At 67.9% G+C, this 25,200-nt stretch carries 30 protein-coding genes and 2 pseudogenes; 21 read left to right on the plus strand and 11 right to left on the minus strand.

From position 1 onward, the window contains the following. Positions 1-17 precede the first annotated feature (17 nt). From iolD to JN350_RS07380, 7 genes and pseudogenes are all read left to right on the plus strand, one after another. Entirely contained in the window at positions 18-1,925 is a 1,908-nt protein-coding gene (gene iolD, locus JN350_RS07350; RefSeq protein ID WP_205464391.1) for a 3D-(3,5/4)-trihydroxycyclohexane-1,2-dione acylhydrolase (decyclizing), read from the plus strand. Positions 1,926-1,975: 50 nt separating this feature from the next. Beyond that, a complete protein-coding gene (locus JN350_RS07355; protein ID WP_205464089.1) occupies positions 1,976-2,902 on the plus strand; it encodes a sugar phosphate isomerase/epimerase family protein in 927 nt (308 codons plus the stop codon). Positions 2,903-2,952: 50 nt separating this feature from the next. Next, positions 2,953-3,984 carry a Gfo/Idh/MocA family protein gene (locus JN350_RS07360; RefSeq protein WP_205464090.1) on the plus strand — a complete coding sequence of 344 codons (1,032 nt, stop codon included), beginning with the start codon at positions 2,953-2,955 and terminating at the stop codon, positions 3,982-3,984. A 3-nt stretch (positions 3,985-3,987) separates the two neighbouring features. Beyond that, complete coding sequence (locus tag JN350_RS07365) at positions 3,988-4,857, plus strand: sugar phosphate isomerase/epimerase family protein (protein ID WP_205464091.1); 870 nt, start codon at positions 3,988-3,990, stop codon at positions 4,855-4,857. 85 nt (positions 4,858-4,942) lie between these two features. Beyond that, on the plus strand, positions 4,943-5,965 hold the full coding sequence (locus JN350_RS07370) for a transaldolase family protein (RefSeq protein WP_240347605.1): 1,023 nt from the start codon (positions 4,943-4,945) through the stop codon (positions 5,963-5,965). Between the two features lie 185 nt (positions 5,966-6,150). Then, positions 6,151-7,185 (plus strand): annotated as a pseudogene (locus JN350_RS07375) (Gfo/Idh/MocA family protein); the annotation flags it as partial. A gap of 241 nt (positions 7,186-7,426) precedes the next feature. Then, entirely contained in the window at positions 7,427-7,834 is a 408-nt protein-coding gene (locus JN350_RS07380) for a tautomerase family protein (RefSeq protein ID WP_132099569.1), read from the plus strand. A 155-nt stretch (positions 7,835-7,989) separates the two neighbouring features. Here JN350_RS07380 and JN350_RS07385 read toward each other — a convergent pair whose 3' ends face one another. The 4 genes from JN350_RS07385 to JN350_RS07400 all read right to left on the minus strand — a co-directional run bounded on the left by JN350_RS07385 (position 7,990) and on the right by JN350_RS07400 (position 10,577). After that, positions 7,990-8,748 carry a GntR family transcriptional regulator gene (locus JN350_RS07385; protein WP_205464092.1) on the minus strand — a complete coding sequence of 253 codons (759 nt, stop codon included), beginning with the start codon at positions 8,746-8,748 and terminating at the stop codon, positions 7,990-7,992. A gap of 96 nt (positions 8,749-8,844) precedes the next feature. Continuing rightward, positions 8,845-9,336 carry an SRPBCC family protein gene (locus tag JN350_RS07390; protein ID WP_205464093.1) on the minus strand — a complete coding sequence of 164 codons (492 nt, stop codon included), beginning with the start codon at positions 9,334-9,336 and terminating at the stop codon, positions 8,845-8,847. Positions 9,337-9,410: 74 nt separating this feature from the next. Beyond that, a complete protein-coding gene (locus JN350_RS07395; RefSeq protein ID WP_240347606.1) occupies positions 9,411-10,049 on the minus strand; it encodes an exonuclease domain-containing protein in 639 nt (212 codons plus the stop codon). A 255-nt stretch (positions 10,050-10,304) separates the two neighbouring features. Then, the gene (locus JN350_RS07400) at positions 10,305-10,577 is read right to left on the minus strand and encodes a class-II aminoacyl-tRNA synthetase family protein (RefSeq protein WP_205464095.1); all 273 of its coding nucleotides are present in this window, start codon (positions 10,575-10,577) and stop codon (positions 10,305-10,307) included. Positions 10,578-10,711: 134 nt separating this feature from the next. Here JN350_RS07400 and ychF point away from each other — a divergent pair. Further along, positions 10,712-11,786, plus strand: a pseudogene (gene ychF, locus JN350_RS07405) (redox-regulated ATPase YchF). 146 nt (positions 11,787-11,932) lie between these two features. On the opposite strand, the gene JN350_RS07410 reads toward ychF, so the two are convergent. Together JN350_RS07410 and JN350_RS07415 are read right to left on the minus strand one after the other, a co-directional pair. Next, entirely contained in the window at positions 11,933-12,205 is a 273-nt protein-coding gene (locus JN350_RS07410; RefSeq protein ID WP_205464096.1) for a tyrosine-type recombinase/integrase, read from the minus strand. A gap of 202 nt (positions 12,206-12,407) precedes the next feature. Beyond that, a complete protein-coding gene (locus tag JN350_RS07415; RefSeq protein WP_205464097.1) occupies positions 12,408-12,929 on the minus strand; it encodes a hypothetical protein in 522 nt (173 codons plus the stop codon). A 170-nt stretch (positions 12,930-13,099) separates the two neighbouring features. Here JN350_RS07415 and JN350_RS07420 point away from each other — a divergent pair, with 170 nt between their 5' ends. From JN350_RS07420 to JN350_RS07455, 8 genes are all read left to right on the plus strand, one after another. Next, positions 13,100-13,429 carry a hypothetical protein gene (locus tag JN350_RS07420; RefSeq protein WP_205464098.1) on the plus strand — a complete coding sequence of 110 codons (330 nt, stop codon included), beginning with the start codon at positions 13,100-13,102 and terminating at the stop codon, positions 13,427-13,429. After that, positions 13,426-13,647, plus strand: coding sequence for a hypothetical protein (locus tag JN350_RS07425; RefSeq protein ID WP_205464099.1), 222 nt, complete (start codon positions 13,426-13,428; stop codon positions 13,645-13,647). Before JN350_RS07420 ends, JN350_RS07425 begins: the two co-directional genes overlap by 4 nt. Before the next feature lie 77 nt (positions 13,648-13,724). Next, the gene (locus JN350_RS07430; protein WP_205464100.1) at positions 13,725-14,498 is read left to right on the plus strand and encodes a hypothetical protein; all 774 of its coding nucleotides are present in this window, start codon (positions 13,725-13,727) and stop codon (positions 14,496-14,498) included. A gap of 333 nt (positions 14,499-14,831) precedes the next feature. Beyond that, complete coding sequence (locus JN350_RS07435; protein WP_205464101.1) at positions 14,832-15,386, plus strand: hypothetical protein; 555 nt, start codon at positions 14,832-14,834, stop codon at positions 15,384-15,386. A 123-nt stretch (positions 15,387-15,509) separates the two neighbouring features. Beyond that, positions 15,510-16,277: a RelA/SpoT domain-containing protein gene (locus JN350_RS07440; RefSeq protein ID WP_205464102.1), complete on the plus strand. Its 768-nt coding sequence runs from the start codon at positions 15,510-15,512 to the stop codon at positions 16,275-16,277. Positions 16,278-16,280: 3 nt separating this feature from the next. Further along, the gene (locus JN350_RS07445; protein WP_205464103.1) at positions 16,281-16,508 is read left to right on the plus strand and encodes a hypothetical protein; all 228 of its coding nucleotides are present in this window, start codon (positions 16,281-16,283) and stop codon (positions 16,506-16,508) included. Positions 16,509-16,788: 280 nt separating this feature from the next. Next, complete coding sequence (locus tag JN350_RS07450) at positions 16,789-17,442, plus strand: DUF3800 domain-containing protein (RefSeq protein ID WP_205464104.1); 654 nt, start codon at positions 16,789-16,791, stop codon at positions 17,440-17,442. A 223-nt stretch (positions 17,443-17,665) separates the two neighbouring features. After that, a complete protein-coding gene (locus JN350_RS07455) occupies positions 17,666-18,436 on the plus strand; it encodes a hypothetical protein (RefSeq protein WP_205464105.1) in 771 nt (256 codons plus the stop codon). Here JN350_RS07455 and JN350_RS07460 read toward each other — a convergent pair. Continuing rightward, positions 18,422-18,898, minus strand: a complete 477-nt coding sequence (locus JN350_RS07460; RefSeq protein ID WP_205464106.1) for a hypothetical protein — start codon at positions 18,896-18,898, stop codon at positions 18,422-18,424. The two genes, JN350_RS07455 and JN350_RS07460, sit on opposite strands and share 15 nt — an antisense overlap. A gap of 188 nt (positions 18,899-19,086) precedes the next feature. Here JN350_RS07460 and JN350_RS07465 point away from each other — a divergent pair, with 188 nt between their 5' ends. Continuing rightward, positions 19,087-19,476, plus strand: a complete 390-nt coding sequence (locus JN350_RS07465) for a DUF2510 domain-containing protein (protein WP_205464107.1) — start codon at positions 19,087-19,089, stop codon at positions 19,474-19,476. 30 nt (positions 19,477-19,506) lie between these two features. Here JN350_RS07465 and JN350_RS07470 read toward each other — a convergent pair whose 3' ends face one another. Beyond that, positions 19,507-19,773, minus strand: a complete 267-nt coding sequence (locus JN350_RS07470) for a nucleotidyltransferase family protein (RefSeq protein ID WP_205464392.1) — start codon at positions 19,771-19,773, stop codon at positions 19,507-19,509. An 88-nt stretch (positions 19,774-19,861) separates the two neighbouring features. Then, complete coding sequence (locus tag JN350_RS20105) at positions 19,862-19,987, minus strand: hypothetical protein (protein WP_275898022.1); 126 nt, start codon at positions 19,985-19,987, stop codon at positions 19,862-19,864. Positions 19,988-20,073: 86 nt separating this feature from the next. Here JN350_RS20105 and JN350_RS07475 point away from each other — a divergent pair, with 86 nt between their 5' ends. Further along, positions 20,074-20,538 carry a phage tail protein gene (locus JN350_RS07475; RefSeq protein WP_123673080.1) on the plus strand — a complete coding sequence of 155 codons (465 nt, stop codon included), beginning with the start codon at positions 20,074-20,076 and terminating at the stop codon, positions 20,536-20,538. Positions 20,539-20,816: 278 nt separating this feature from the next. Continuing rightward, positions 20,817-21,086: a hypothetical protein gene (locus JN350_RS07480; protein WP_205464108.1), complete on the plus strand. Its 270-nt coding sequence runs from the start codon at positions 20,817-20,819 to the stop codon at positions 21,084-21,086. A gap of 78 nt (positions 21,087-21,164) precedes the next feature. Here JN350_RS07480 and JN350_RS07485 read toward each other — a convergent pair whose 3' ends face one another. Then, positions 21,165-21,452 (minus strand): hypothetical protein, encoded by a 288-nt coding sequence (locus JN350_RS07485; protein WP_111084949.1) that lies wholly within the window; start codon positions 21,450-21,452, stop codon positions 21,165-21,167. Between the two features lie 271 nt (positions 21,453-21,723). Beyond that, on the minus strand, positions 21,724-22,242 hold the full coding sequence (locus JN350_RS07490) for an HD domain-containing protein (protein WP_205464109.1): 519 nt from the start codon (positions 22,240-22,242) through the stop codon (positions 21,724-21,726). A gap of 229 nt (positions 22,243-22,471) precedes the next feature. Here JN350_RS07490 and JN350_RS07495 point away from each other — a divergent pair, with 229 nt between their 5' ends. Both JN350_RS07495 and JN350_RS07500 read left to right on the plus strand, forming a co-directional pair. Next, positions 22,472-23,299, plus strand: a complete 828-nt coding sequence (locus JN350_RS07495) for a cohesin domain-containing protein (protein ID WP_205464110.1) — start codon at positions 22,472-22,474, stop codon at positions 23,297-23,299. After that, the gene (locus tag JN350_RS07500) at positions 23,296-25,182 is read left to right on the plus strand and encodes an amidase family protein (protein ID WP_205464111.1); all 1,887 of its coding nucleotides are present in this window, start codon (positions 23,296-23,298) and stop codon (positions 25,180-25,182) included. The genes JN350_RS07495 and JN350_RS07500 overlap by 4 nt, the downstream gene beginning before the upstream one ends. Positions 25,183-25,200 lie beyond the last annotated feature (18 nt).

Consider the following 25,200-nt stretch of genomic DNA (forward strand, 5'->3'; position numbering starts at 1 on the left):
CCGGCGCGACGCGCCGGATGACCGTCGGCCAGGCACTCGTCGAGTTCCTGGCGAACCAGTGGACCGTCGACGGCGACGTCCGCGAACGCACCATCCCGGGGATCTTCGGCATCTTCGGGCACGGCAACGTCGCCGGCGTCGGACAGGCCATCAAGCAGCTCCACGTCGAGCAGCCCGGCCTGCTGCCGTACCACCAGGCGCGCAACGAGCAGGCGATGGTGCACGAGGCCGTCGGCTTCGCCCGCATGCACCGCCGCCGTGCGACCTTCGCGGCGACGGCGTCGGTCGGCCCGGGCGCCGCGAACATGCTCACCGCTGCCGCACTCGCGACGACGAACCGCCTGCCCGCACTGCTGCTGCCGTCGGACACGTTCGCGACGCGGACCACCGACCCGGTGCTCCAGCAGATCGAGCTGCCGCACGACACCTCGATCCAGGTGACGGACGCGTTCCGTCCGCTGTCGCGCTACTTCGACCGCGTCGAGCGCCCCGAGCAGCTGTTCTCGATCGCGCTCGCCGCGATGCGGGTGCTCACCGACCCGGCCGAGACCGGTGCCGTGACGATCGCCCTGCCCGAGGACGTGCAGGCCGAGGAGTTCGACGTCCCCGTCGCGTTCCTGCAGCCGCGCGAGTGGCACATCCGTCGGCCGCTGCCCGAGCACGGGCCGCTGGCGCGTGCGGTCGCCGCGATCCGGGGCGCGCAGCGTCCGGTGATCGTCGCGGGCGGTGGCGTGCTGTACTCCGGCGCGGAACACGAGCTCGCTGCCTTCGTCGAGGCCACCGGCATCCCGGTCGGCACCTCGCAGGCCGGCGGCGGCTCGCTCGTCTGGGACCACCCGCAGTACCTCGGTGGCATCGGTGCGACCGGCACGGCCGCCGCCAACGCGGTCGCCGCGCAGGCGGACGTCGTGATCGGGATCGGCACGCGCTACAGCGACTTCACGACCGCGTCGCGGACCGCGTTCCAGAACCCGGACGTCACGTTCGTGAACGTCAACGTGGCCGCGTTCGACGCGTACAAGCACGGTTCGCAGCTGCCGCTGGTCGCGGATGCCCGGGAGGCCCTGGTCGCGCTGACCGCGTCGCTCGCGTCGTCCGGATCGTCACCTGCAGAGCCCGCGTTCGTCGTCGACGCCGCCTACGCTGCGGAGATCGCGTCGCTGAAGGCGGCGTGGGACGCAGCCGTCGACGGCGCGTTCGCGCCGTCCGGCGCGGACCTGCCCGGTCAGCCGGAGATCATCGGCGCCGTGCAGTCGGTGTCCGACCCGCGCGACGTCGTCATCCAGGCGGCCGGCTCGCTGCCCGGCGACCTGCACAAGCTCTGGCGCGTGCAGGACGCCCTCGGCTACCACGTCGAGTACGCCTTCTCGTGCATGGGTTACGAGATCGCCGGCGGCATCGGCGTCCGTCGCGGCGCCCCGGACCGCGACGCGATCGTCATGGTCGGCGACGGCAGCTACCTCATGCTGCACACCGAGCTCGTCACCGCCGTGGCCGAGGGCATCAAGATCATCGTCGTGCTCATCCAGAACCACGGGTACGCGTCGATCGGGCACTTGTCCGAGACCGTCGGGTCCGAGCGCTACGGCACGAAGTACCGCTACCTGGACGAGACGCAGTCGTTCGACAACGGCGACCCGCTGCCGGTCGACCTCGCGGCGAACGCGCGGTCGTACGGCGTCGACGTGATCGAGGTCCAGCCCGGCCCGGACAGCATCGAGGACCTGAAGGCCGCGGTGCGCCAGGCGAAGGCGAACGACCACACCACCCTCGTGCACATCAACTCGGACCCGCTGGTCTACGCCCCCGAGGGCGACGGCTGGTGGGACGTGCCGGTGGCGCAGACCTCGACGCTGTCGAGCACGCAGACCGCCCGCGCCGAGTACGAGCAGCAGGTCGCCGCCCAGCGCCCGCTGCTCGGCTGAGCACCACCGTCCACCACACACACCACACGCAGAGAGCAGACGACGACGTCATGACCGACACCGCCACCGCCACCGACGCCATCCGGATCGGCACCGCCCCCGACTCGTGGGGCGTCTGGTTCCCCGACGACCCCGGCCAGGTGCCGTGGAAGCGCTTCCTCGACGAGGCGGCCGCCGCCGGGTACGAGTGGATCGAGCTCGGACCGTACGGCTACCTGCCGACCGATCCGTCGCAGCTGTCGGACGAGCTCGAGTCGCGCGGGCTGAAGCTGTCCGCCGGAACGGTGTTCACCGGGTTCCACAAGGGCGAGGACCAGTTCCAGCGCGCCTGGGACCAGGCCGTGGCGGTCGCGGGTCTGGCGGCGAAGCTCGGCGCCCAGCACCTCGTGACGATCCCGGACCTGTGGCGCTCGGACGCCACGGAAGAGGTCCTTGAGTCGCGCACCCTGACCGACGAGCAGTGGGACCGCCTCGGCAAGGGGCACGACCAACTCGGCAAGGCGCTGCTCGAGGAGTACGGCGTCCACCAGCAGTTCCACACGCACGCGGACAGCCACGTCGGCACCTACAAGGAGACCGTGCGGTTCCTGTCGGAGACGGATCCGGCCTACACGAACCTCTGCCTCGACACCGGCCACTTCGCGTACTACGGCGGCGACAACCTCAAGCTCATCGCCGCGCACCCGGAGCGCATCGGCTACCTGCACCTCAAGCAGGTCGACACCGACCTGCTGTTCGACGTGCTGAAGAACGACGTGCCGTTCGCCACCGCCGTGTCGCAGGGGATCATGACCGAGCCGCCGCACGGTACCCCCGAGCTCGCCCCGATCATCGAGGCCGTCGCGAAGATCAACCCGGACGTCTTCGGCATCGTCGAGCAGGACATGTACGGCTGCTCGGTCGACGCCCCCGGCCCGATCGCGGAGCGCACCTTCCAGCACATCTTCGGATCCACGTCCGCCGCCCGCGTGTCCTGACCGGCCCCAGCAGCCGACCACGCAGCGTCATCTACCCCAGGAGCACCGCCATGAGCACCACTGACAACCTCCGCGTCGCCGTCGTCGGCGCGGGCGCCATGGGCAGCGACCACATCCGTCGCATCACCTCGACCATCGCCGGCGCCGACGTCGTCGCGATCGTCGACCCCGACGCCGGCCGCGCGACCGCCGCCGCGGCGAAGGCGCCCGGCGCGATCACCGCAGCGTCGTTCGAGGAGGCGCTCGACGCCACCGCGATCGACGCCGTCATCGTCGCGACGCCCGGCTTCCTGCACGAGCCGGTCCTGGTGCCGGCGATCGAGCGCGGTCTCGCCGTCCTGTGCGAGAAGCCGCTGACGACCTCGGCCGAGGACTCGTTGCGGATCGTCGAGCTCGAGCAGGCGACGTCCGACCGCCCGAAGATCCAGGTCGGCTTCATGCGCCGATTCGACAAGGGCTACCAGGAGCTGCGCGCGCTGCGCGAGTCCGGGGCCAACGGCGCCCTGCTCGCGCTGCACCACGCGCACCGCAACCCGACCACGCCGCCGAACTTCAGCGAGTCGATGCTCATCCACGACTCGGTGATCCACGAGATCGACATCATCCCGTTCATCACGGGCGAGGCGATCACGAGCGTCGAGGTCAAGAAGCCGCGCAAGAACTCGCTCGCGCCGGCCGACCTGCCCGAGCCGCAGTTCGTGCTGTTCACCACCGAGTCCGGCACCATGGCGATCGTCGAGATCAACGTGAACGCCCAGTTCGGCTACCAGGTCACGACCGACGCGGTGTTCGAGTCCGGGGTCGCGTACATCGGCCGCGAGACCTCGCTCAACCTCGTGTCGCAGGGCGTCTCCGGGCAGGGCGTCACCCCGTCGTTCGTCGAGCGCTTCGGTGCCGCGTACGACGAAGAGGTGCAGCGCTGGGTCGACGCGGCGCGCACCGGTGGCATCGACGGCCCGAGCGCCTGGGACGGGTACACCGCCTCGGTCGTCGCCGAGGTCGCCGTGCGAGCGCAGCAGTCCGGTGCGCTCGAGCCGATCACGTACGCCACCGCGAAGCCCGCGTTCTACGAGACGGCCTGATCGATGCCGAAGATCGCACTCGACCCCACGCCGTACCACCACGACCTGTCGCTGCTGGAGTTCCCGCAGAAGGTCGCCGACCTCGGCTACGAGTACCTGCAGCTCACCCCGCACAAGGACTTCATCCCCTTCTACCGGCACCCCACGGCCGACGACGACCTCGTCGACGCGTTCGCCGCGGCGTGCACGACGGCCGGGGTCCAGGTCGCGTCGGTCCTGCCCGTCCTGCGCTGGGCCGGCCCGGACAAGGAGGCCCGCGAGGCCGCCGTCAAGAAGTGGAAGCGGGTCATCGAGATCACGAAGCGCCTCGGCGTGGACACGATCAACACGGAGTTCTCCGGCCGCCCCGAGCGCGCCGAGGAGTCCGAGGACCAGTTCCACTGGGCGATGGAGGAGCTCCTGCCGATCATCGAGGACTCCGGCATCCGGGTGCTCATCGATCCGCACCCCGACGACTTCGTCGAGGACGGGCTCGAGGCACTCCGGGTGATCCGCGGGCTGAACTCGAAGAGCATCGGCTTCGTCTACGTCGCCTGCCACACGTTCCACTACGGCGGGAACATGGACGAGATCATCGACGCCGCAGGCGACTCGCTGCAGCTCGTGCACGTCGCCGACGCCTACGACCACCACCGATCGCACGGCCTCCGCTACATCACCAACCCGCCCGGCAACCCGGTCCGCGTGCACCAGCACCTGCCGCTCGGCCAGGCGGACGTCGACTTCGACGCCTTCTGGGCTGCTCTCGACCGGGTCGGCTTCACGGCACGCGAGGACACCGTCGCGGTGTCGAGCGTCTTCGCCGAGGACGAGAACGCCGACCAGGTCTCGCGCTTCCAGCTCGACACGATCAAGAAGGGACTCACACGATGACCGACACCCTCTCGTCACCGGCGATCACCGACGCCGACGTCCGACCCGTCACCCTGCAGGCCGCGTCGCAGACCATGACCGCCCTGTGGAACGACTCCGCCGACCCGCGCGAACTGTCCACCGCGATCCACGAGTACGGCGCCGTCGGGGCGACCTGCAATCCGGTGATCGCGTACACCTGCATCAAGCAGGACCCGGAGACCTGGGTGCCGCGCATCCGCGAGATCGCCGCGGAGCACCCGACGGCGGGGAGTCCTGGATCGGTTGGAAGGCCGTCGAGGAGCTCTCCATCGCGGCGGCCGAGCAGCTGCTGCCCGCGTTCGAGGCATCAGGGGGCCGCAACGGTCGCCTGTCGATGCAGACCGACCCGCGCTTCCACCGCGACGCCGATGCCCTGGTCGAGCAGGCCGTGCGGTTCTCGCAGCTCGCCCCGAACATCATCGTGAAGATCCCCGCCACCAAGGTCGGAATCGCCGCGATCGAGGAGGCCGCCTACCGCGGGGTCTCGATCAACGCGACGGTGTCCTTCACGGTGCCGCAGGTCGTCACCGTCGGTGAGGCCATCGAGCGTGCGCTCGACCGTCGTGCCGCCGACGGGCTGCCCGACCAGGAGTTCGGCCACGTCGTCACGCTGATGGCCGGCCGGTTCGACGACTGGCTGAAGACCGTCGTCAAGCGGGACCACGTCATGGTCGACCCCGGCATCCTCGAGTGGGCCGGTGTCGCCGCGGTGAAGAACGCTTACCGGGTGTTCCAGGAGCGTGGCTTCCGGTCGCGTGTGCTCGTCGCTGCTTTCCGCAACGCGCTGCAGTGGTCGGAGTTCCAGGGCGGGGACCTCGTCGTCTCGCCGCCGTTCCAGTGGACGAAGGACATCAACGCGAACGCGTTCCCGTTCCGTCCGGACGCCATCGACGACGAGGTGCCGGCCGACGTCATCGACGCCCTGCGTGCAGCGACGCCCGAGTTCGCGCGCGGCTACGACGTCGACGGCATGACGATCGACGAGTTCGACCGGTTCGGGGCCACGGTGACGACGCTGCGCCAGTTCCTCGACGCCGACGCGCAGCTCGACGCCCTGGTGCGGGACATCATCTTCCCGCCGAACTGAGCCGAGCCACTTCGTGAGCAGACGACGTCGGGTCGCCCCAGGTGACCCGACGTCTTCTGCTCACAGCGTTTGTACTGACAAACCGCGAGCGATCCCGTACGATGATTGGCGCGCTCCAATCGGCGCCCACGAACGAAGGAGTTCCCATGGACAGCATCGGCGTCGGCCTCGTCTCGGTCGGCTGGATGGGGCGGCTGCACTCCCGCGCCTACCGCGCCCTGCCCGATCACTTCCCCGAGCTCGGCGTGCAGCCACGGCTCGTCGTCGCCGCGGACCCGATCGAGGCCGCACGCGACCAGGCCGTGACCCGCCTGGGCTACGAGCGGGCGGTCGCCGACTACCACGAGGTCCTCGCCGACCCGGCCGTCGACGTCGTCTCGATCTGCTCGCCGAACTTCCTGCACCGCGAGATGGCGGTCGCCGCTGCCGAGGCCGGCAAGCCGTTCTGGATCGAGAAGCCGATGGGCCGCTACGCCAGCGACTCCCGGCAGATCCACGAGGCCGTCCAGCGCGCGGGTGTCATCACGAGCGTCGGGTTCAACTACCGGCACGCACCCGCGATCGAGCGGGCCCGCGAACTCGTCCGCAGCGGCCGCCTCGGCCGTATCACGAACGTGCGCGGGTCGCTGCTCGCCGACTACTCGTCCGACCCCGCGGCGCCGCTGACCTGGCGCTTCGAGCGGGAGCGTGCCGGCTCGGGCGTGCTCGGCGACCTGCTCTCGCACGGCCTCGACCTGGCGCAGTACGTCGTCGGCCGGATCGCCAGCGTGAGCGCACTGGCCGAGACGTTCATCCAGGAGCGCCCGAAGCCGGCCGCGGGCATCGTCGACCGGAGCGCCGCCGCCACCGGCGAGCTCGGCCGCGTCGAGAACGAGGACTACGCAGCCCTGCTCTTCCGCTTCGAGGACGGCGCCGTCGGCACCATGGACTCGAGCCGCGTCATGCGGGGACCGCACGCCGAGTACACGCTCGAGATCTACGGCACCAAGGGTTCGGTGCGGTGGGACTTCCAGCGGCTCAACGAGCTCGAGGTGTACCTCGACGGCCAAGAGGTCGACGGCTACGCCACGCACTACGTCGCCGCGGGTGACGGTGAGTTCGCGCGCTTCCAGCCCGGCGCCGGCACGGCCATGGGCTACGACGACCTGAAGACGATCGAGGCCGCCCAGTTCATCGCGAGCGTCCGCCGCGGGGAGCAGCTCGCCCCGTCCGTCGCCGACGGCCTGGCCGCTGCGTCGATCGTCGAGGCGGCGGAGGCGTCCCTCGCCGACGGCGCGTGGCACGACGTCGCGCGCGTCGACGGCCCGCTCACCTACGCGGCGGCGACCCCGTGCTCTAGGCGGTCGCCGACGACGGACGGGAGGCGCGGTGCCAGCTGGCACCGCGCCTCCCGTCCGTCTGTTCCCGGGTCTCGATCCATGTTAGTTTGTCAGGACAAAGTCCCGAACTGCAGGAGGCACCATGCCGCTCGTCCGTATCGACCTCGCCACCGGCCGCACGCCGCAGGCGGTGCGCGCCATCGCCGACGCGATCCACCAGGCCATCGTCGACGTGTACGCGATCCCCGTGCGCGACCGGTTCCAGGTGATCACCGAACACCCGGCGCAGCAGATCATCGCCGAGGACGCCGGCCTGGGGTTCGAGCGCACCGAGGGCGTCGTCGTGATCCAGGTCTTCACGCAGCGCGGGCGCACCGACGAGGCGAAGACGACGCTGTACGCGGCGATCCACGACGCCCTGGCGGCGATCGGTGTCGCGTCCGAGGACGTCTTCATCGGCTACGTCGAGAACGGCCCGCAGGACTGGTCGTTCGGCTTCGGCCGCGCCCAGTACGTGACCGGCGAGCTCGGCGTGCCCGCCCTCGCCTGAGCGCCCGTGCCAGCCCGCCCGTCCCGTCTGTCTCGTCTGTCCCGAGGTTCCGAAATCTCGGCATCTCGAGGCGTTCGGCGGCCATCCGTGGAACCTCGGCGTCAATCGTGCGGCAGTTCGTGGAACCTCGACGTCAGGCGGACAGCGCGAACCGCCTACTTGTCGACGAGGGTGACCTCGAACGAGTAGCGGTCGGGGCGGTAGCAGTGCACGCCGTACTCGACTGCGCGGCCCGAGGCGTCGTACGCGGTGCGGCTCATGGTGAGCACGGGGTCGCCGTCCTCGATCTCGAGCAGACCGGCCTCTTCGTCGGTCACCGCGCGGGCACCGATCCGCTGCTTCGCCACCCGCATGGTCACTCCACGGCCCCGGAGCAGCTGGTAGAGCCCGTGGTCCTGCAGGTCCTGGTCGGTGATCTCGAGGAACTCCGGCGGCAGGTAGTTCTCGAGGATCGCCATCGGGACGTCCTCGGCGAACCGCACGCGGCGGATGTGCGCCACGGTCGTGCCGGGCTCGATGCTCAGAGCTGCGGCGACCTCGTCCGAGGCAGGGACGTCGTTGCGCTCGAGGAGCTTCGTCGCCGGTGCCTGTGACCCCTGCGCCAGATCGTCGTACAGGCTCGTGAGCTCGACCTTGCGGGTCACCGGGCCGTGCACGACCTGTGTGCCGATGCCGCGGCGGCGGACGAGCAGTCCCTTGTCGACGAGGTCCTGGATCGCCCGGCGGATCGTCGGGCGGGACAGCCCGAGGCGCTCGCCGAGCGCGATCTCGTTCTCGAGACGGGCGCCGGGCGGCATCACACCGGAGCGGATCGACTCCTCGATGCGCGAGGCCACCTGGAAGTAGAGGGGCATGGGACCCGACCGGTCCAGGTCCATGAACAGGTCGGACGGCAGCTGGCCTTTGTTGGTCATCGCGGTCCTTCGGGGGAATTGCGGGTTCGGCAGCGATGCCGAGGGATTGTCGTGACAATACCACCGGGTGCTCTGCTCCCCGGTGTGCCACTCCCGTCAGTGCTCGACCGCGGCCTTGAGCTTGGCGAGGCCCTTCTCGAAGTCGCCGCCGAGGAACTTGTCCATGTTGACGAACACGCCCATCACGCGCGACATGAGGTTCTGCGGGCTCGTCATCGACCAGACGACCCGCGTGCCGCCTGTTCGCTCGAGCTCGTCGAGCTCGTCGAGCTCGTCGAGCTCGTCGAGCCGGAACGCGACCGCGCTCGACGACCGGAACGGTGCGGTGAACTGCAGGTCGACGTCGACCTCGGTGGCATCCACCCGGGTGATCGCCATGGAACCGGCACCGGCCTTGCGGTTGCCCTTCCAGGCGTACGTCGAGCCGACCGTCCCCGGTTCACCGGTGTAGGTCCGCTGCAGCGCGGGATCCTGCCCCTCCCACGGCGACCACTCGACCCAGCGGTGCAGGTCCGCCAGGTACGGGGTGATGTCCGCGGCGCGAGCCGTGATGACGGTCTCGCGTTCGATCGTGGTGGGCGCAGCCAAGCGCCGAGCGTAGCGCTGCGGTGGGGGCTGCGACAGGCGCCATCGGCCCGGCCGGCCCGGCCTGCCCGGCCCGCTCAGTCGGCGAAGACCATCGGGCGGTTCGACAGCCGCGGCTGCGGCGTCGAGGCCTTGGGCTTCTCGGCACGGGCCCGGACCGGAGCGATCGTCACGCGGGTCGCCGCGCCCAGGGCCTCGACCGTGTCGGTGCCGTGGCGGCCCGCAGCGTGGATGACGATGGCGGCACACGCCTCGGCATCGGCGGCGGCGTCGTGGTGCTGGAAGCCCTCGAACCCGGCGGCCATGGCGGCGACCGGCAGTCGGTAGGAGTCGAGCGTGTAGGTCTTGCGGGCCACCGCGAGCGAGCACATCGAGTGGTGCTCGGCGAGGTCGATGCCGGTGGCCGAACACCCACCGGCGATGACGCCCATGTCGAACCGGGCGTTGTGCGCGACCAGGACGTCACCCTCGGCGAAGGCCACGAGGTCGGGGTACTGCTGCTCCCACGTCTTCGCTCGGACGACGTCCTCGGCGACGATCCCGTGGATCCGGGTGTTCCACTCGAGGAACGCGTCGTGTCCCAGGGGCGGGCGGATGAACCACGACGCCCGGTCAACGACCCGGCCCGCGCGGACCTTGACGAGCCCGACGGAGCACGCACTGGCGGGCGAGCTGTTCGCGGTCTCGAAGTCGATCGCGGTGAAGTTCAACGGCACGGTTCCGATCGTCGCACGCGGCGCCGACATCGCCGGAAGCCGCCTCGGCGTTGCGGCCGGACGCTCAGCGGCGTCGTGCCGAGCGGGACCCGCTGCGCCGACGTCGTGCCGTCGCGCGCCACGTCGCCGTCCGGCGGGCTCGTTCGCGCTTCCAGTACGGCGCGAGCAGCGTGCCCACCATCTCGAAGGCCACCGCGACGCCGTCCAGTCGCCAGCGCAGCGGCAGGCTCTCGACGTGTTCGGTGAGTCCGGCGGTCAGGTCGCCGGTGACGACCGGGAACGCGGAGTCCCGGGGAGGGGGATCCCGCGGAACCGGTCCTCTTCGGTGTAGTCGATCGTGTCGTCCTCGGGGTCGTAGACGACCAGGACGTCGGCTTCGAGCTCGGCCATCGCATCGTGCAGCTGCTCGAGCTCAGCGCGAGAGGCCCGCTCGAGGGCGGCGAGGGTCTCCGGTGCGAAGCGCTGCCGGAGCCCCGGCGCTCCCATGCCCACCGAGTGCACACCGCGCTCGTCGCGTTCGAACCACATCGACGTCCTCCTGTCCTGTCGCCCGGTCCGGACGACGGGGTCCACGCTGCCACGACCGGCTTGCGCTGGTTCTGACGGACGGACTGGAGGCCCGGGTCGGTTCCGGCGGGCCGCCGCCGGTAGACTGTTCTTCCGTGGCTCTCACCATCGGAATCGTCGGTCTCCCGAACGTCGGCAAGTCGACCCTGTTCAACGCCCTGACCAAGAACCAGGTCCTCGCCGCGAACTACCCGTTCGCGACGATCGAGCCGAACGTCGGGGTGGTGAACCTGCCCGACTCGCGGCTCGACCAGCTCGCCGAACTCTTCCACTCGGAGAAGACCGTGCCCGCGCCGGTTTCGTTCGTCGACATCGCCGGCATCGTGAAGGGTGCGAGCGAAGGTGAAGGACTCGGCAACAAGTTCCTCGCCAACATCCGCGAGGCCGACGCCATCGCGCAGGTCGTCCGCGGCTTCACCGACGACGACGTCGTGCACGTCGCCAACAAGGTGTCCCCGAAGGACGACCTCGAGGTCATCAACACCGAGCTGATCCTCGCCGACATGGAGACGATCGACAAGGCGCTCCCGCGGTACGAGAAGACCGTGGAAGCTCAAGCAGGCCGAGCCGATCGTGCTCGAGACCGCTCGCGAGGCCCGTGCCGCGCTCGAGCAGGGCACCCTGCTGTCCGCGACGAAGATCGACCTCGCGCCGATCGCCGAGCTCGGACTCCTGTCCGCCAAGCCCTTCATCTTCGTGTTCAACGTCGACGAGGCGATCCTGACCGACGATGCCCGCAAGGCCGAGCTGGCCGCGCTCGTCGCCCCCGCCCAGGCCGTGTTCCTCGACGCGCAAGTCGAGTCGGAACTCATCGACCTCGACCCGTCCGACGCCGCCGAACTGCTCGAATCCACCGGGCAGACCGAGTCCGGCCTCGACCAGCTCGCACGCATCGGCTTCGACACCCTCGGGCTGCAGACCTACCTGACGGCCGGTCCGAAGGAAGCCCGTGCGTGGACGATCGGCAAGGGGTGGAAGGCACCCCAGGCTGCCGGCGTCATCCACACCGACTTCGAGAAGGGCTTCATCAAGGCCGAGGTCATCTCGTTCGACGACCTGGTCGAGACCGGCTCCATCGCCGAGGCCCGCGCTGCCGGCAAGGCCCGGATCGAGGGCAAGGACTACGTCATGCAGGACGGCGACGTGGTGGAGTTCCGCTTCAACAACTGAGACCCCCGGATCTGTGCGGATCTAGAGCGGATCCGCCACTTGGTGCCGCACCAGTGCCGCATTCGTCTCGGAAACCTGGCGCATGAGGCCTGCGGTTGCCGCACGAGTCCGGTCCTCCGCGTCCGGCCATAGGTGCGCGTAGGTGTTCAGCGTGACGGTGGCGGAGTGGTGCCCAAGGCGCGCTGAACGGTCACGACGTCGCAGCCAGCGGCGATCAGGCCTGACGCGAAGAAGTGGCGACAGTCGTGGAGTTTGAAGGGCTGGATGCCGGCAGCGGCAATGGTTTTCGCCCACCAGTAGTAGATGGTGTTGCCGTGCGGAGGGTTGCCCCCGGACCCGACAAAGAACCAGCGCTCATCCCCTCGAACTCCGACTTCTGCCATGTGCCAGGAGAGGGCCGCGGTGAGCTCGTCCGGCACGTACACGTCTCGTTCGAGCCATATTTCGGCGGCGATATTCGAACCTCCCGTCCACCAGCACGCTGCACCTGACGGCGGACCTGCAACCTCCTCTCGAGGAACGCGATGTCGCCGACCTGAACCGCAGAGGCCTCTCCGAGACGGAGCCCAGCGAACGCGCACAGGCGGATGTACGTCTTGAACCAATCGTCCGCGGCATCGATTACGGACGCCAGTTCGGCAGGTGTGGGGATCCGCATTGCCCGCGCAGCGCGTCGGCGTCGGGGAGAACGACGCCCTCTGAAGGGTCGGCTCCGAGATACTTGTCGCGCACCGCGGCACGTAGCACGCTGCGGACGTTGTTCACTCGGGTGTGGATGGTCGACGCAGCCAGGTCCGCGGTCATCGCCTTAACCCTCTGCTCGACGTGCGATCGGCGTAGCTTGTCGAGCCGAACGTTGCGGAACGAGCACTTGTCCACGGCTAGCGTCATCGCCGTCACGGTGGTCGGCTCCCACAGCTGCCGCGGTGCCCACTGCTCAAAGTAGTCCTGCAGCGTGGTAACACCGTGCTTCGGGTCGACCCAGCCGCCTGCCTTCCAGGCAATCCGCTGGTCGTCGAGCCAACGCTGCGCGTCGCCGTTCAGCCGGAACACTTTCGTCTTCTCGCGACGACGATCCTCGTCGTCCCGCCACTCAAAGCGCGCTCGGTAGCTCCCATCTGCGCGCTTGTATACGTCACTCATCGCTTGTCATCCCTTCGTGCCGACCCATAACGGCTTGCGATGCGGAGAGCTGGGTACTTACGTCGTGATCGACGGTCGACGGCACGAGAAGTCCGGAACGTGACGCCCTCGGGAGCAACGAGAAGCTGACGAAGGCGCTCAATGACTTCCTGGTCGACGACAACATCTCCGTGGAAGCGATGCAGGAAGGGCTCGCCGCAATCACTGCTGCCGTCGAGGACTTCAAGGCGCGAGTGTCAGCACGCGACGAAGCAGTGAAGACTTGGGGACGCACCCTGCGCAGCCTCGGGGTGCCGGACACGGGCCTCACGGTGGACGGGCTCGACGTCGCGATCACCCGCAACGGACAGATCACCATCGGCGACCGCACCGTCAACCTGACCGGGGAGTGGACGCGCGGATCCTCGGCGCGCTGCCCGCACGTATCGGTACCACACGGCTTTCAGCCGATTCGCTCGACGCCTTCGACCGACGCCAGAGCAGCACCCACCTCGAGGTGAAGGTCAAGAAGGCCATCGGAGGCAAGAGCGTCGGGGATGTCCTGAGCACTCGTAAGGGCTACGCAGCCAGTCAGCTCGCTCGTATGGTGCACAGCGGGCACGCCGAGGTCACGAGTGGGGGACTGCCCGAGCCGGACCTGACGGAGCAGCAGCTGATTGCCAGCCGCGACGCCGAGCAGGAGCGACAGGCGGAGATCGCAGCAACTCGCATTCCGTAGCGCTCAGCGCGACAGTCAGCCACACCAGCCAGGTGTGCAGCCCGTAGAGTCGGGCCAACCGAAGGTAACCTCAGAACGTGCCTGAGCTTGCTTCTCCAGATGTCCACCGTGCCCTGCATTACTTAGCCGCCCTCAACCGCGCGGGCTACCACCCCAGCGCTCGGGAGCTCGATGCGTACGCGGAGCAGCCCGACCGGTCGTCACGCACCATCGGAGGTATCTCACAGACGCTGATGCAGTCGGGAAACCTGGGGAAAACTTTCAGCAATATATTCGGGAGATCCGAAACCGAGACCTACTCCGATCACTTCGTGCGACTCGCATGGGCGCTGAAGCACTCTAGTGGTCTGATAGTCACGGCTGTAGGTCGCGCGGCTCTCGATGCGTTGGACACAGAATCAAGCGCTACGGACTCAGGGTTTCTTCAAACGGTTCTTGGTGCTGGGGATCCGATCGCTTATGCGAGAGTCCTTGGTCTAATCACGGAACTCGGGCCTGTGATGATCATCGACCCCTATCTCAAGCTCGAACAACTGCCGGACTTATTGCGGCTGCCAAACGTGACCCGCATAATGAGTTCAACCGAGAGAAAAGCCAAGGGGATGAAAGCCACTCCATTCGCCGCAGCGATGACAATGGCTCGGCACGAAGTGGACGTGCGGCTGGTCGAAGGGCAAGACCTCCACGACCGCTACTTCATACCCGACAACGGCGCGGTCCACATGATCAGCACAAGCATGAATGGTGTGGGGCTGCGGGTATCAGTAATCACCCCCTCGACGTTCAAGCAAGCGCCGCAGTCCGATCGGCCCACGAAGCCATTTGGAGCAAGGCGACTGCGGTCAACGTAGATGATGTCAGCCAGGACGAGGACGCGATGGCGCCGGACGGGGACCAGAAGGGGGACTGAGAAACGGGGTGGGGGTGACTCCTTTGTACGCGCACTACAAGACCGTGCGCCGGTACGAAGAGACAGGCGAGTGGCGGTACATGACAGACGGGAAGCGTCTGCCGCTTCCGGCCGACCCGCCTCCGGGCAACACTCCGGTGTAGCACGCTGCCTGCCGGCATCACCCCCGGCGCGACGTACTGAACGAGCGCCTCCCTCTCACTTCAAGGGGCCGCGCGTCTCCCCGCTTTGGGGGCGCGGCACCAGTCTGCGAGCGCTTAGAGTCATCCTCACTATGAACCCGACCAAGCTTCTACGATCGCCCCGCGCGCTAGCCCTAGTCGTCGCGGCGGTGGGCCTCATCGTTGCCATCGCGCTCGGCATCGGATGGGCGTCATCAGCGGCTCAGGCAACCTCTGAAGTCTCCGCGCTCAAAGACCGTCTGCAGGACGCTCACCGGAAGATCTCGAACTACCAGGACAGCGAACAGGCAACCAGCGATGCTGAGGACGCTGCCGACGCTGAACAAGAGCAGTGGCAGAACAAGCAGGAGGAACTGCAGGAGAAGATCGATGCGGTCGACGAGCAGCAGAAGACTCTCGATGCTCGGCAGCAAAAGGTCGAGGCGTCCGAGATGGCCGACGGAGTGCACCTCGTAGGCACAGACACCGCACCCGGGATCTACTCTCTGACCGATTCGTCCGACTGCTACTACGTATGGAAGACCGGCACCGGGTCGGATGCTGACATCGTGGACAACGACATCGTCAGCGGCCCTGCGACCGTCACACTGAAGGCGGGCGAGGTGTTCGAGACCAACGGCTGCGGTGCTTGGACCAAGGTCGGCTAAGTGTCCGTTCTTGATTTGAATGCAACAAAGCGGCCATTCAGTAACCGAGACCTAAGAGTGCTCTCGAACCATCTGCGAGGGGAGAGTGAACCGTCGCGCGCGGGACTCAGTTACGCGGATGTGATGCTCTGGTATAACGAGCTCGCGACATACGTGCAATCGCGGATCTCGGATCAGGACTGGCGGCCACTTCTAGGTGGCTCTCATATAGCACTCGCCTCGCGCCCTAAGACGGTTGATACGCTACGGCAGAAGCTGGTGAGGCTAGGGTCGAACTACCACATCGGATCCTTGCAGGACGTGGCTGGTGTCCGCTTCGAATGCGCAATGACTACTGCTGACCAGGATGCTGTAGTGCAAGCTATTTCCGGACTATTCTCCGACGTTGCCGAAGTTGCAGTGGACGACCTTCGTGAAAGCCCGCATAGCGGATATAGGGCCGTGCACGTGATTCTGAACTTCCCTGCCCGGGGCAAGGTGGAGGTGCAAGTTCGCACCCACCTGCAGGGTCAGTGGGCCAACATGTTCGAGCGAGCAGCCGACGTAGTTGGGCGAGAAATTCGATACGGGGTTTTGCCGGAAGACGATACCTCAGTCGATATTGTAAAGAGTCTGATCTCAATGTCCACCATCGAGATTGCCAATCTAGAGGTGATCCTTCACGGAACGCAGGAGTGGGAATTGATAATGGATGAGATGAAGCAATCGGCGTCGAATCTCGGACTGAATCGTGACCAGAAGTTCATGCATTCAATAGCGCAGCGCGAGGACAGACTGCATGGGTACCAGGAGCGAGCGGCACGTGCCGAGGAAGCTCTCCGTGAGCGCATCGCGGAGGTCAAGGCTATATTTGAGTCGATGCAGGTTCGCCTGCGCGGTGTTGAGGAGTAGTTCGTGTCGGGTTTTCTCATCGAGTACAACCGCCGCTCCGGCGATCGTCGCGTTACGGTCTTCCCTGGTGCAAGCGGATCCCGGGCCGCGCTGTTGCGGCGTCTGCAGCTCGACGCCGAACGCCGTGACCCCAACCTCGAGTACGTCACGTTGACTGGTGAGTCGCTGGAGCAGATCGAAGAGACCCACTCGCGCTACTTCCAGGGCCGCGAGGTCGCGGACGTCGCCTAGCATGCTCACATCGGCCGCCCGTGACCTGGGCAGGTTTCGGCGACAAGCTCTCGTAGGCCGGCTAGCCCAGGTGATTTCTATCGCCCTATAGTGCGCGGCGGAGCGAGCGTCCGGAGCTTGCCAGCGGCCCCTACGTCGAGGGCGGCGGGCTGGTGCAGGGCGACGGCGGGGTGCTCCGGGGAGCCCGCTTGTGCTCGGGCATAGGTCGAGTGTCGGTCGACCGTCCGACACTCGCGCGGCCCGCAGTAGAACTCAGCAGTCCTTGGAATAGTCTCCGATGGTGCCTACCACTCGCCCGCTCTATGTCTTCATCGACGAGTCGGGCAACTTCGATTTCAGCGACTCCGGTACCGACCACTTCGTGATGTCAGCGGTGTGGACAGCCAATCCTGAACGTACAGGGCGCGACCTCGTGAGGCTCAGGTATGAGTTCATGACCACCGACGCGCATGACCAGGTCCCTTTCCACGCGACAAACAACAGCGCTGGCACTCGGAAGCGTGTCATCGATGTGCTCGCTGACCGCGAGGACTTCTGGGTACACACGCTCTGGGCCGACAAGCACTACGCGCACCGCTCAATCCGCGAACCGGAACGGTTCTACGGCATCTTCGGCAAAGCGCTCGGCCGGTACTTGATGACCGCCATCAGGGCCGAGTTCGAACCGATCGTTATGGTCTTCGACGCGGCTCTGTCCGCGAAGCAGCGTGGGGCTTTCCTCAAGACTGTGAAGCCGGCGCTCGCCACGATGGGGCGGCCGTACAAGATCCTCTTTAAGCCGGTCAAGGAAGACGTCAACGGCCAGATCGCGGACTACTACGCGTGGGCGAAGTTCCGTGAGCTCGAGTCCCAGGACGACAGCTGGATCAAGCGACTTCCAGCGAGAACGTCTGAGTTCAACTTGTTCCGCAACGGCTACACACGCTGGTACTGACGCAGACAAACGACCACCCCGCCTAGCCTTACGGCAGAACCCAGGGGTTCTTCTCAGCGGGGTGGAACCTTTGATCAAAGCTTAACACTCCCCACCGTCACGAGCGCCCGCCGTAGGCTGCGACACGGACGTAGGGGAACGGTGGGCGTACCGGACCGGGCGAGGGTCGTCGGCCTTCCACGAGGCACTGGTCCTCGCGGTAGGTGACAAGAGCCCGCCTCGCGTGCGCATCGAGCTGGTCGAGGACCAGTGGCAAGGAGAGCGCCGCTGGGTTTCGCCTGCGCGGCTCGAGGTGCGGTGGGAGGATCGGCGCGCCTACATAGAACTTGATCAGAAGCGGCAAGCTGTAGCCGCGTTTGATCCGTCGGTGGAGCAATGGCGGACCGCGGAGCTCGTGCTGTGGAAGTCGGTCCCGTTCGAGCTGGCGGAGTTCAATCGGGACAGTGCCGGATCAATCACTGTCCACGATGTCCCTGCCCTGGCGCAGTACCTGCGCGTGGATCGACAGGACCTCGAGTCGTCGCCCGCCTATTACGACGGGCCCGATCTCTGTGTGCCCTGGCTCACCACCGAACTGATCGGCCGCACTGCCGCCGCGCTCTACCCGGCCGACATCGTCGACTACATCGAAGAGCAGGAGCGGACGGCCCAAGAGCACGCGCTGCACGGTGACAGCTTCACGAGCATCGTCGATAGGCAGGACTACTACATTGCCCCAGACGACGCACGCAGGCGCTTCATTGAGCGAACACTGCCCGAGCTTGTCCGCCTCCGCGACTGGATCGGTGTCGAGCGAGCGGCCGAGATCGAAGGGCAGCGCATGCTGCTCGATCGACTGGGCCGGGTCACCGTAATCGCTGAACGAGCGCTCGAGGACTTGGAGCCGCGGCATAAGACGTTGGTCCTCAAGCTGCGGAAGGAACTCGCAGCAGCACTCGAGGGCTTGAACACACTTCCACGGAGCTTGCCGGGTCGATCGTCAAAGCCCCGATAGTCCGACGAGGCGTTCGATCTCCTTCGCGTGCCAGGCGATCAGCGCCCGTACGTCGGTCGGGTTCTCCGGGACCTGATTCGAGGCAAGGCACCGCTTGCAGGTCAGCTCTTCGGTCGTCTCCACCGGCCGATTCGCACACGACTTGGGGCCGCAGAACGTGGAGTACGTCTCGTCGGCTGATTCGAGTCGCCAACCGTCGATCAGCACTCCAGCGTGCACGGTGTTCGAATCCAGCTGGCGCAATCGGACCAGGCCGGGGACGGATGACGCGTCGAACGGTTGCCAGCGGCTTACTCGGCGCGCCTCTAGGCCCCAACCGACCGAGGCAGCCTGTCGCAGCCCGCTCAGTTGTTCCATGGCCACCAAGACGGACTGCCCAGCCTCCTTGTTAAACCTCGCCCGGTACTCGAGCCGCTCATCTTCAAGGTTCACGCCGAACACCCTGACAGGCAGCGGCTCCATCCGCCAGCCTTTCGCCGTGCCGCATCGGTGCCGCAAACGGCCCTGAACTCGCCATCTCCCGCCTGCAGACGGCGAACCGTCGATGCCCGTTATTCCGCGTATCTCTGCACTAGCGTCACCTCACGTGAGCTGGGGCACCCGTTCCGCTTCAACAACTGATCGCGCCGTGGGTGCGCCAGGATGAGCGCATGACGAACCCACAGGCAGGTTGGTACGACGACGGCTCCGGCGCCATGCGGTGGTGGGACGGTTCCGCGTGGACGGAGCAGGTGCAGCCGAAGGCACCGGGCGCGGCTGGCATCGGCGGAGTGATCGACCGTATCCAAGCGGAAGCCGCGGCGGGCGGGCAGCCTCGGCCGGCGCAGAACGGCATGAGCTACGTGGTCCTGCAGGTGGTGCTGCGAGAGAAGTTCTTCGGGACGGGATCCGGCAACCTCACTGAACTCGAGAAGGCGATCAACGCACAGGCGGCGCTCGGCTACCGGCTCCACACGATCACCACCGCCTCGTCGGGCAGCACGGGGTTCGGTGGGGGAGACCGGGTGCAGGCCACCATGGTGTTCGAACGGATCAACTGATCCGCTGAGCTCGGCTGACGCCGCGCACGGTCAGAGCGGCACAGCTTCGGCGAGGACCGGTGCGAAGTGCTCGTCGTCTTCGAGGTCGTCGGTGAGGATGTCGACGTCGAACCCGGTGAGGCGCTCGACCACATGGGCGAATCCGCCGAGGTCGAACAGCGAAGCCGCGGGCGTCAGGCTGACCAAGAGGTCGATATCGCTCTGTTCGGTGTCCTGGCCTCGGAGCGCTGATCCGAAGACGCGGACGTTGTCGAGGTGGAACCGTCGCGCCTCCTCGAGGATCGAGTCGGCGAACATCACGAGCGGGATGCTCGGTCGGGTGCGGGCAGCGTTGAGGACGCGCGCGAGGGACTCCGGATCGGGTCGCGTCAGTCCGTTCTCGTAGTCAGAGAGGCTCCGGTAGCTCCATCCCGGCGGCGCCGGCGAGGTCAGCCTGCGAGAAGCCGATGTCCTCACGCGCAGCACGGATCAGTTCCGCGGCGTGGTCGAGTCGCGTCGTCACTTCCTCCACGTTCATCGACTGTAGGGGGACCGCGGCGGCTTCGGGAGGGAGTCGAGGGGCTAGATTCAGACCGTCCGAGCGCCCGAGGAGGCCCCATGTCGTACGTCGTCGACTTCGTGAATGTGTCCACGGTGGGTCTGGAGTCCTCGCCGGTCGCCGACGCACTCGCCGGGCTCCGCGCCAACGAGGCGCGGTACTTCGCGAACAAGTACGACCACGTGTTCACCACGCACGCCGCGGCGGACGTTCCGGACCTGGTGGGGTACGTGCGGCGAGTGCTCGAGGAGGAGCGCGGGCTGGTCATCGCGTCGCCACCGCTCGAAGCGACGGAAGCGCTCGTCGACGGCGTGCGCTGGACGTACGTGTTCTACGAGTCCGGCTTGGCGATCAACGTGCTCTACACGCTCGAACCGGGCGGCAAGCGTGCGGTCGGCTTCAAGCTGTCCGACGGGATGGACGTACCCGAGGAACTCGCCGACAAGTTCAAGTTCGCGCGGCAGAAGTCGAAGCTCGCCGGCACGATCCGCGGCTCGTTCTTCGTGGTGAAGGGCGAGTACTGACGTGGCGAAGCAGCCGTGCATACAAAATGTTTGGTACGGCAGGCAACGCTGATCGACCCTGGTCGCCACGAACCGGTGATAAAGGGCAGGGCATGGGCTTTGACGGCGACTCTGGTGAAGACTGCGGTGATGCACGGCCTGTACGTCGGGTTCACGGGGGACAGCTCCCGAGCGCGGGCGATGCGGGAGCTGTTGAATGAGAAGCGGGCGTCAGCGGCACAGCGGGCGGCAGCCGAGGAGAGGCGGACGCCAACGTCCTCGACATCGCTGCAACGGAGATGTTCAGTGGACCGGTAGCGTCTCCGCGCGTCCTGGCCGAGTACGAGCGGCTCGTTCCGGGAGCGGCCGAGCGGATGATCGGCTGCCACCTCCGCTCCGAAGCGGTCGCTGCTGACGCCGTCGAGCGTCTGAGCAGAGCGGAGGCAGTCGCCGTCCTGACGGGTGTCATCGGTGCGCAGGTGCTCACCGTCGGAGCGCTCGCAGCGATCGTGCCCGGCGTGCTCGGGGCGGCATCGCAAGTCGTCGCTGCGGCCCGTCGAGGTGTGTGACCGTCGCACCGTCGGTCGCAGGTACGACGAAGCGCCGCCGGGGAGCCCGGCGGCGCTTCGCGTTCGTACTGGTGGAGCCTAGGCCGCGAGGGCCATGTCGCCTGCGTGCACGGACTGTGCCTGCAGCAGGGTGCGGCTGGCCTCGCCGGCCCAGGAGCGGCCCGGGACGGTCCAGCCGGCCTCGCCGACGGCGTCCAGACGGGTGCCACGGGTGACGAAGGTCTGCAGGTCGTCGGCCGCGATGCGGACGAGGTACTCGCGCTGCGAGCGGTCGTCACGCACGGGGAACTCGGCGATGCGGTCGGGGGTGATCGTCGGGGCCGCGAGTGCGGTCCCGAACACGGTGATTCGTTCGTTGCTGGTCATGGTGCTGTACTTCCTGGTCATTCGGCGCCAGGGCGACTCGGTGTCGGCGGACGTCTCAGTCCGGCGCGACGCATCGAGTGCGGGGCGCGCACGTCGAGTTTCAACGTGCTGCTGATCCGTTCGGATCGAGCGGTGGTCTCGCTTGGAATGCGACTCGGGTGAGTCGGTGTCGAGACGTTGGTGTGCGCGAGTCAGATGGGTTCGCTGCAGTGCACCAAAGAAACACTATACGGGCCCGATGCCGAGAAGTCCAGCAAACCAGCAAATCCGATCAGGACGCCAGGAACGCGTCCCAACGGGTGCCACCGGCAGTCACGTTCCCGGAGCCGTCGAGTCGTGCAGCGGCGGAGGCCGGCTTGCGCGAAGCCTGCGCGTGGATGAGCTCGTCGAACGAGCCGGAGAACCCGAGGCGGGGCAGTGCGGTGGCGACGGCGTGCAGGTCGTCGGTGGACCACCGGGAGAACCCGGCACCGGAGACGTCGAGCGAGGTGGCGACCTCCAGCAGGTGCCCCTCCGCATCCAGCGCGGGGTCGACGGAGGTCCACATGTGCCGCTCGATGACCTCACCGACGCGTCGAGCGCGGGCTGCGTCCCACCCGGCGCCGAGGGCGAAGACGGAGCCCACGGCGCCGCCGGCGTCTTCGAACGGCACGGCGTGGGCGTCGAACGACGGTGTCACGCCGAGGTCGTGCAGCATCGTCGCGACGAAGAGCAGTTCGCGATCCGGCTCGAGGTCGACGGTCGGGGCGAGCAGGACCGCCCACGCCCACGAGCGCAGGCAGTGGTTCACCAGCGCGGGGAGGACCAGGTGCGGACGACGTCCAACGCCCGTGCGGCGACGGGGGAGGGCGGGGTGAGCAGGGCTTCGACGTCGAGCGACATGGCACGACAGTAGCGGTGCGGCGGAGCCGTAACGGCGCGGAAACGTGCCGGGCCCGAGCCGGAAACAGCGCACCGTTAGCTTTCGGATCACTGAGTACCCGCTCAGCACCCGACCTCCTCCCGAAGGACCTGCACCCATGCAGCACCGCCTCCGGCTGCGCCCCCGCGCGACGATCGTGTCCTCGACACTCGTCGCCGCCGGGGCGATCGGCCTCGCCGCCCTGACCGCCTCGCCGGCCCAGGCAGCACCGACCGCGACGACCGCCACCATCGACGCCCCCACCACCGCGACCGTCGGCACTACATTCGACGTGGACCTGACGATCCCGGCGACGACCGACGTCTACGCGTACGAGATCACGCTCGACGCCGACGCGGACTCCCTCGCGTACGTCGACGACAGCGTCACCGGTCCCGACGGCGGCTTCGACAGCGTCGAGCAGGACGGCGACGCCCTGACGATCGTGCACACCCGCCTCGGGACGTCCCCGGCGCTCAGTGGCGACCTCGCGGCGTCGATCGGCCTGACGCCGACCGCAGCGGGCAGCGCCGACCTGGCGGTCACGAGCATCACGCTCGTCGGCTCCGACGGCACCTCGACGACCCAGACCGACCCGGCGAGCACCACGATCTCGATCGCCGCAGCGGCGACGGCCACGCCGACGCCCACCGGGACGGCCACGCCCACGCCGGGAGCCACCGCCACGGCCGACCCGGGCGCCGGCGCGGGCGACCCCGACCCGACGACCACCTCCGGCCCGAGCGACCCCTCCGACCCGACCAACGGCGCCACCGCCGTGGCCGCAGCGGGTGGCGACCGTCCGACCGGCGGCGAACTCGCCTGGACCGGCGCCGACGTCGCCCCGTGGATCGCCGCATCGCTGGCCCTCCTCGCCGCCGGCGGGACCCTGATCACCCTGCGTGCGCGCCGCGCCCGCCGCGAGCGCACCGGAGCAGCCGAATGACCGCCAAGAAGCCGGCCGCCAGCAAGCAGCTCGCGGCAACGCCCACGACCAGCCGGAAGCGCACCGCCGTCGCCGGCGCCTCGCTCATCGCCCTCGTCGGCACCGTCCTCGCCGCGACCCCCGCGATCACGGCCGCGGCAGCACCGGCATCAGTGGACGCCAGCCCCGCCGCGATGCTCGCGCCGTACTACACGGACCTCGACCTGACCGGCGACGACCAGGTCACGAAGGCCGACCTCGCGGTGCTCACCGAGCACCTCGGCACGACGAGCGCCAGTGCCGACTGGGCGACGGTCAGCGCCGCGGACACCGACGCCGACGGCACGATCACCGTGGCGGACCTCGCCGCGCTGTCCCAGCGGATGATCTACGACGACGGCCCGTTCACCCTCGTCGAGGCGTCCACCATCGACATGCAGGCCGCGATGAACGCCGGGGTCACCACCTCGGTCGCCATCACGCAGGACTACCTCGACCGCATCGCCGCGTACGACCGCACGAAGGTCGACTCCGCGTCGACCGGCCGCGCGCTCAACTCGATCGTCACAACGAACGCCGAGGCCCTCGCCGCGGCGAAGACGGCGGATGCCGAGCGTGCCGAGCACGGCATGACGAGCATGCTGCTGGGCGTGCCGATCGCGGTGAAGGACAACTACGACACCAAGGACATGCCGACCACCGGGGGCTGCGGCTGCTGGGACGACAACCAGACCGACACCGACGCCACGATGGTGGCCGGCCTGCGCGGTGCTGGTGCGGTGATCCTCGCCAAGGCCAGCCTGGACGAGTTCGCCTACGGCTTCGTCTCGGAGTTCTCGTCGAACCAGCCCGCCGGTTCGTCGCTCCTGGTCGCCAGCCCGTACAACACGGCGCAGACCGCCGGTGGCTCCAGCGGTGGTACCGGTGCGGCGATCGCGGCGAACCTGGCCGGCATCGGGTTCGGCACCGACACCGGTGGCTCGATCCGCATCCCGTCGACGTACAACCAGCTCGTCGGCATCCGCCCGACCGTCGGCCTGGCCAGCCGCGACGGCATCATCCCGCTCGCGCTGTCGCAGGACACCGGTGGGCCCATCGCCCGGTCGGTGACCGATGCGGCCGTCGCGCTCGACGCCGTCACCGGCGTGGACGCGGCCGACCCCGTCACGAGCGCGCAGTCCGGCAAGGTGCCCACCTCGTACACGTCGTCGCTCGACGCCGACTCGCTCGAGGGCGCCCGCATCGGTTACGTCACGAGCATGGTCGGCACGAACGCCACGGCCAAGCGGCTGTTCGACGCGTCCGTCGCGAAGCTCGAGGCCGCCGGCGCGACCGTCGTCCCGATCACCGCGACGACGGCGTTCAACCGGGTCCTGTCCGAGGGCAGCGGCAGCACGAACGAGTTCAAGCACGACCTGGACGAGTACGTCGCGAAGCACCTCGACCCCGATGTGACCGCCCGGTCGCTGCAGGGCATCCTGGCCTCGGGCGAGTACGTGCCGAGCCGCAAGTCGACCTACGAGTCCCGCGACCTGATCACCGACGCGCAGTACCAGGCGTGGGCCGGGCCGACGGGGTCGCACACGACGCAGCTCGCCACGGGCAAGCAGCTCGTCACGCAGATGCTCGACGACCAGGACCTCGACTCGCTCATCTACCCGTCGGGCACGCCCTACGGCACGCAGTCGACGAACATGCGTCTCAGCCCGAACACCGGCATGCCGGCGATCACCGTCCCGATGGGGCAGGCGACCGCGGCCGACGGCACGATCACCGGCGCCGGCGTGAACCTCGAGTTCCTCGGCCGCTCGTTCGACGAGAGCACGCTGATCGGCCTCGGCTACGCCTTCGAGCAGGAGACGACGGCGCGCACCACGCCCGCGCTGTACCCGGCGCTCGGCTGAGCTGAGCGGGTCGCGCGA

The organism is Curtobacterium sp. 24E2, from assembly GCF_016925595.1.
Taxonomy (GTDB): Bacteria; Actinomycetota; Actinomycetes; order Actinomycetales; family Microbacteriaceae; genus Curtobacterium.

What these genes read in the sequence shown, in the direction of transcription:
- iolD (WP_205464391.1), top strand. Translation starts at nt 18, where the DNA reads ATGACCGTCGGCCAGGCACTCGTCGAGTTCCTGGCGAACCAGTGGACC.
- JN350_RS07355 (WP_205464089.1), top strand. Translation starts at nt 1,976, where the DNA reads ATGACCGACACCGCCACCGCCACCGACGCCATCCGGATCGGCACCGCC.
- JN350_RS07360 (WP_205464090.1), top strand. Translation starts at nt 2,953, where the DNA reads ATGAGCACCACTGACAACCTCCGCGTCGCCGTCGTCGGCGCGGGCGCC.
- JN350_RS07365 (WP_205464091.1), top strand. Translation starts at nt 3,988, where the DNA reads ATGCCGAAGATCGCACTCGACCCCACGCCGTACCACCACGACCTGTCG.
- JN350_RS07380 (WP_132099569.1), top strand. Translation starts at nt 7,427, where the DNA reads ATGCCGCTCGTCCGTATCGACCTCGCCACCGGCCGCACGCCGCAGGCG.
- JN350_RS07385 (WP_205464092.1), bottom strand. Translation starts at nt 8,748, where the DNA reads ATGACCAACAAAGGCCAGCTGCCGTCCGACCTGTTCATGGACCTGGAC.
- JN350_RS07400 (WP_205464095.1), bottom strand. Translation starts at nt 10,577, where the DNA reads ATGTGGTTCGAACGCGACGAGCGCGGTGTGCACTCGGTGGGCATGGGA.
- JN350_RS07415 (WP_205464097.1), bottom strand. Translation starts at nt 12,929, where the DNA reads ATGAGTGACGTATACAAGCGCGCAGATGGGAGCTACCGAGCGCGCTTT.
- JN350_RS07435 (WP_205464101.1), top strand. Translation starts at nt 14,832, where the DNA reads ATGAACCCGACCAAGCTTCTACGATCGCCCCGCGCGCTAGCCCTAGTC.
- JN350_RS07440 (WP_205464102.1), top strand. Translation starts at nt 15,510, where the DNA reads ATGCTCTGGTATAACGAGCTCGCGACATACGTGCAATCGCGGATCTCG.
- JN350_RS07460 (WP_205464106.1), bottom strand. Translation starts at nt 18,898, where the DNA reads ATGGAGCCGCTGCCTGTCAGGGTGTTCGGCGTGAACCTTGAAGATGAG.
- JN350_RS07465 (WP_205464107.1), top strand. Translation starts at nt 19,087, where the DNA reads ATGACGAACCCACAGGCAGGTTGGTACGACGACGGCTCCGGCGCCATG.
- JN350_RS07470 (WP_205464392.1), bottom strand. Translation starts at nt 19,773, where the DNA reads ATGTTCGCCGACTCGATCCTCGAGGAGGCGCGACGGTTCCACCTCGAC.
- JN350_RS07475 (WP_123673080.1), top strand. Translation starts at nt 20,074, where the DNA reads ATGTCGTACGTCGTCGACTTCGTGAATGTGTCCACGGTGGGTCTGGAG.
- JN350_RS07480 (WP_205464108.1), top strand. Translation starts at nt 20,817, where the DNA reads ATGTTCAGTGGACCGGTAGCGTCTCCGCGCGTCCTGGCCGAGTACGAG.
- JN350_RS07485 (WP_111084949.1), bottom strand. Translation starts at nt 21,452, where the DNA reads ATGACCAGCAACGAACGAATCACCGTGTTCGGGACCGCACTCGCGGCC.
- JN350_RS07495 (WP_205464110.1), top strand. Translation starts at nt 22,472, where the DNA reads ATGCAGCACCGCCTCCGGCTGCGCCCCCGCGCGACGATCGTGTCCTCG.
- JN350_RS07500 (WP_205464111.1), top strand. Translation starts at nt 23,296, where the DNA reads ATGACCGCCAAGAAGCCGGCCGCCAGCAAGCAGCTCGCGGCAACGCCC.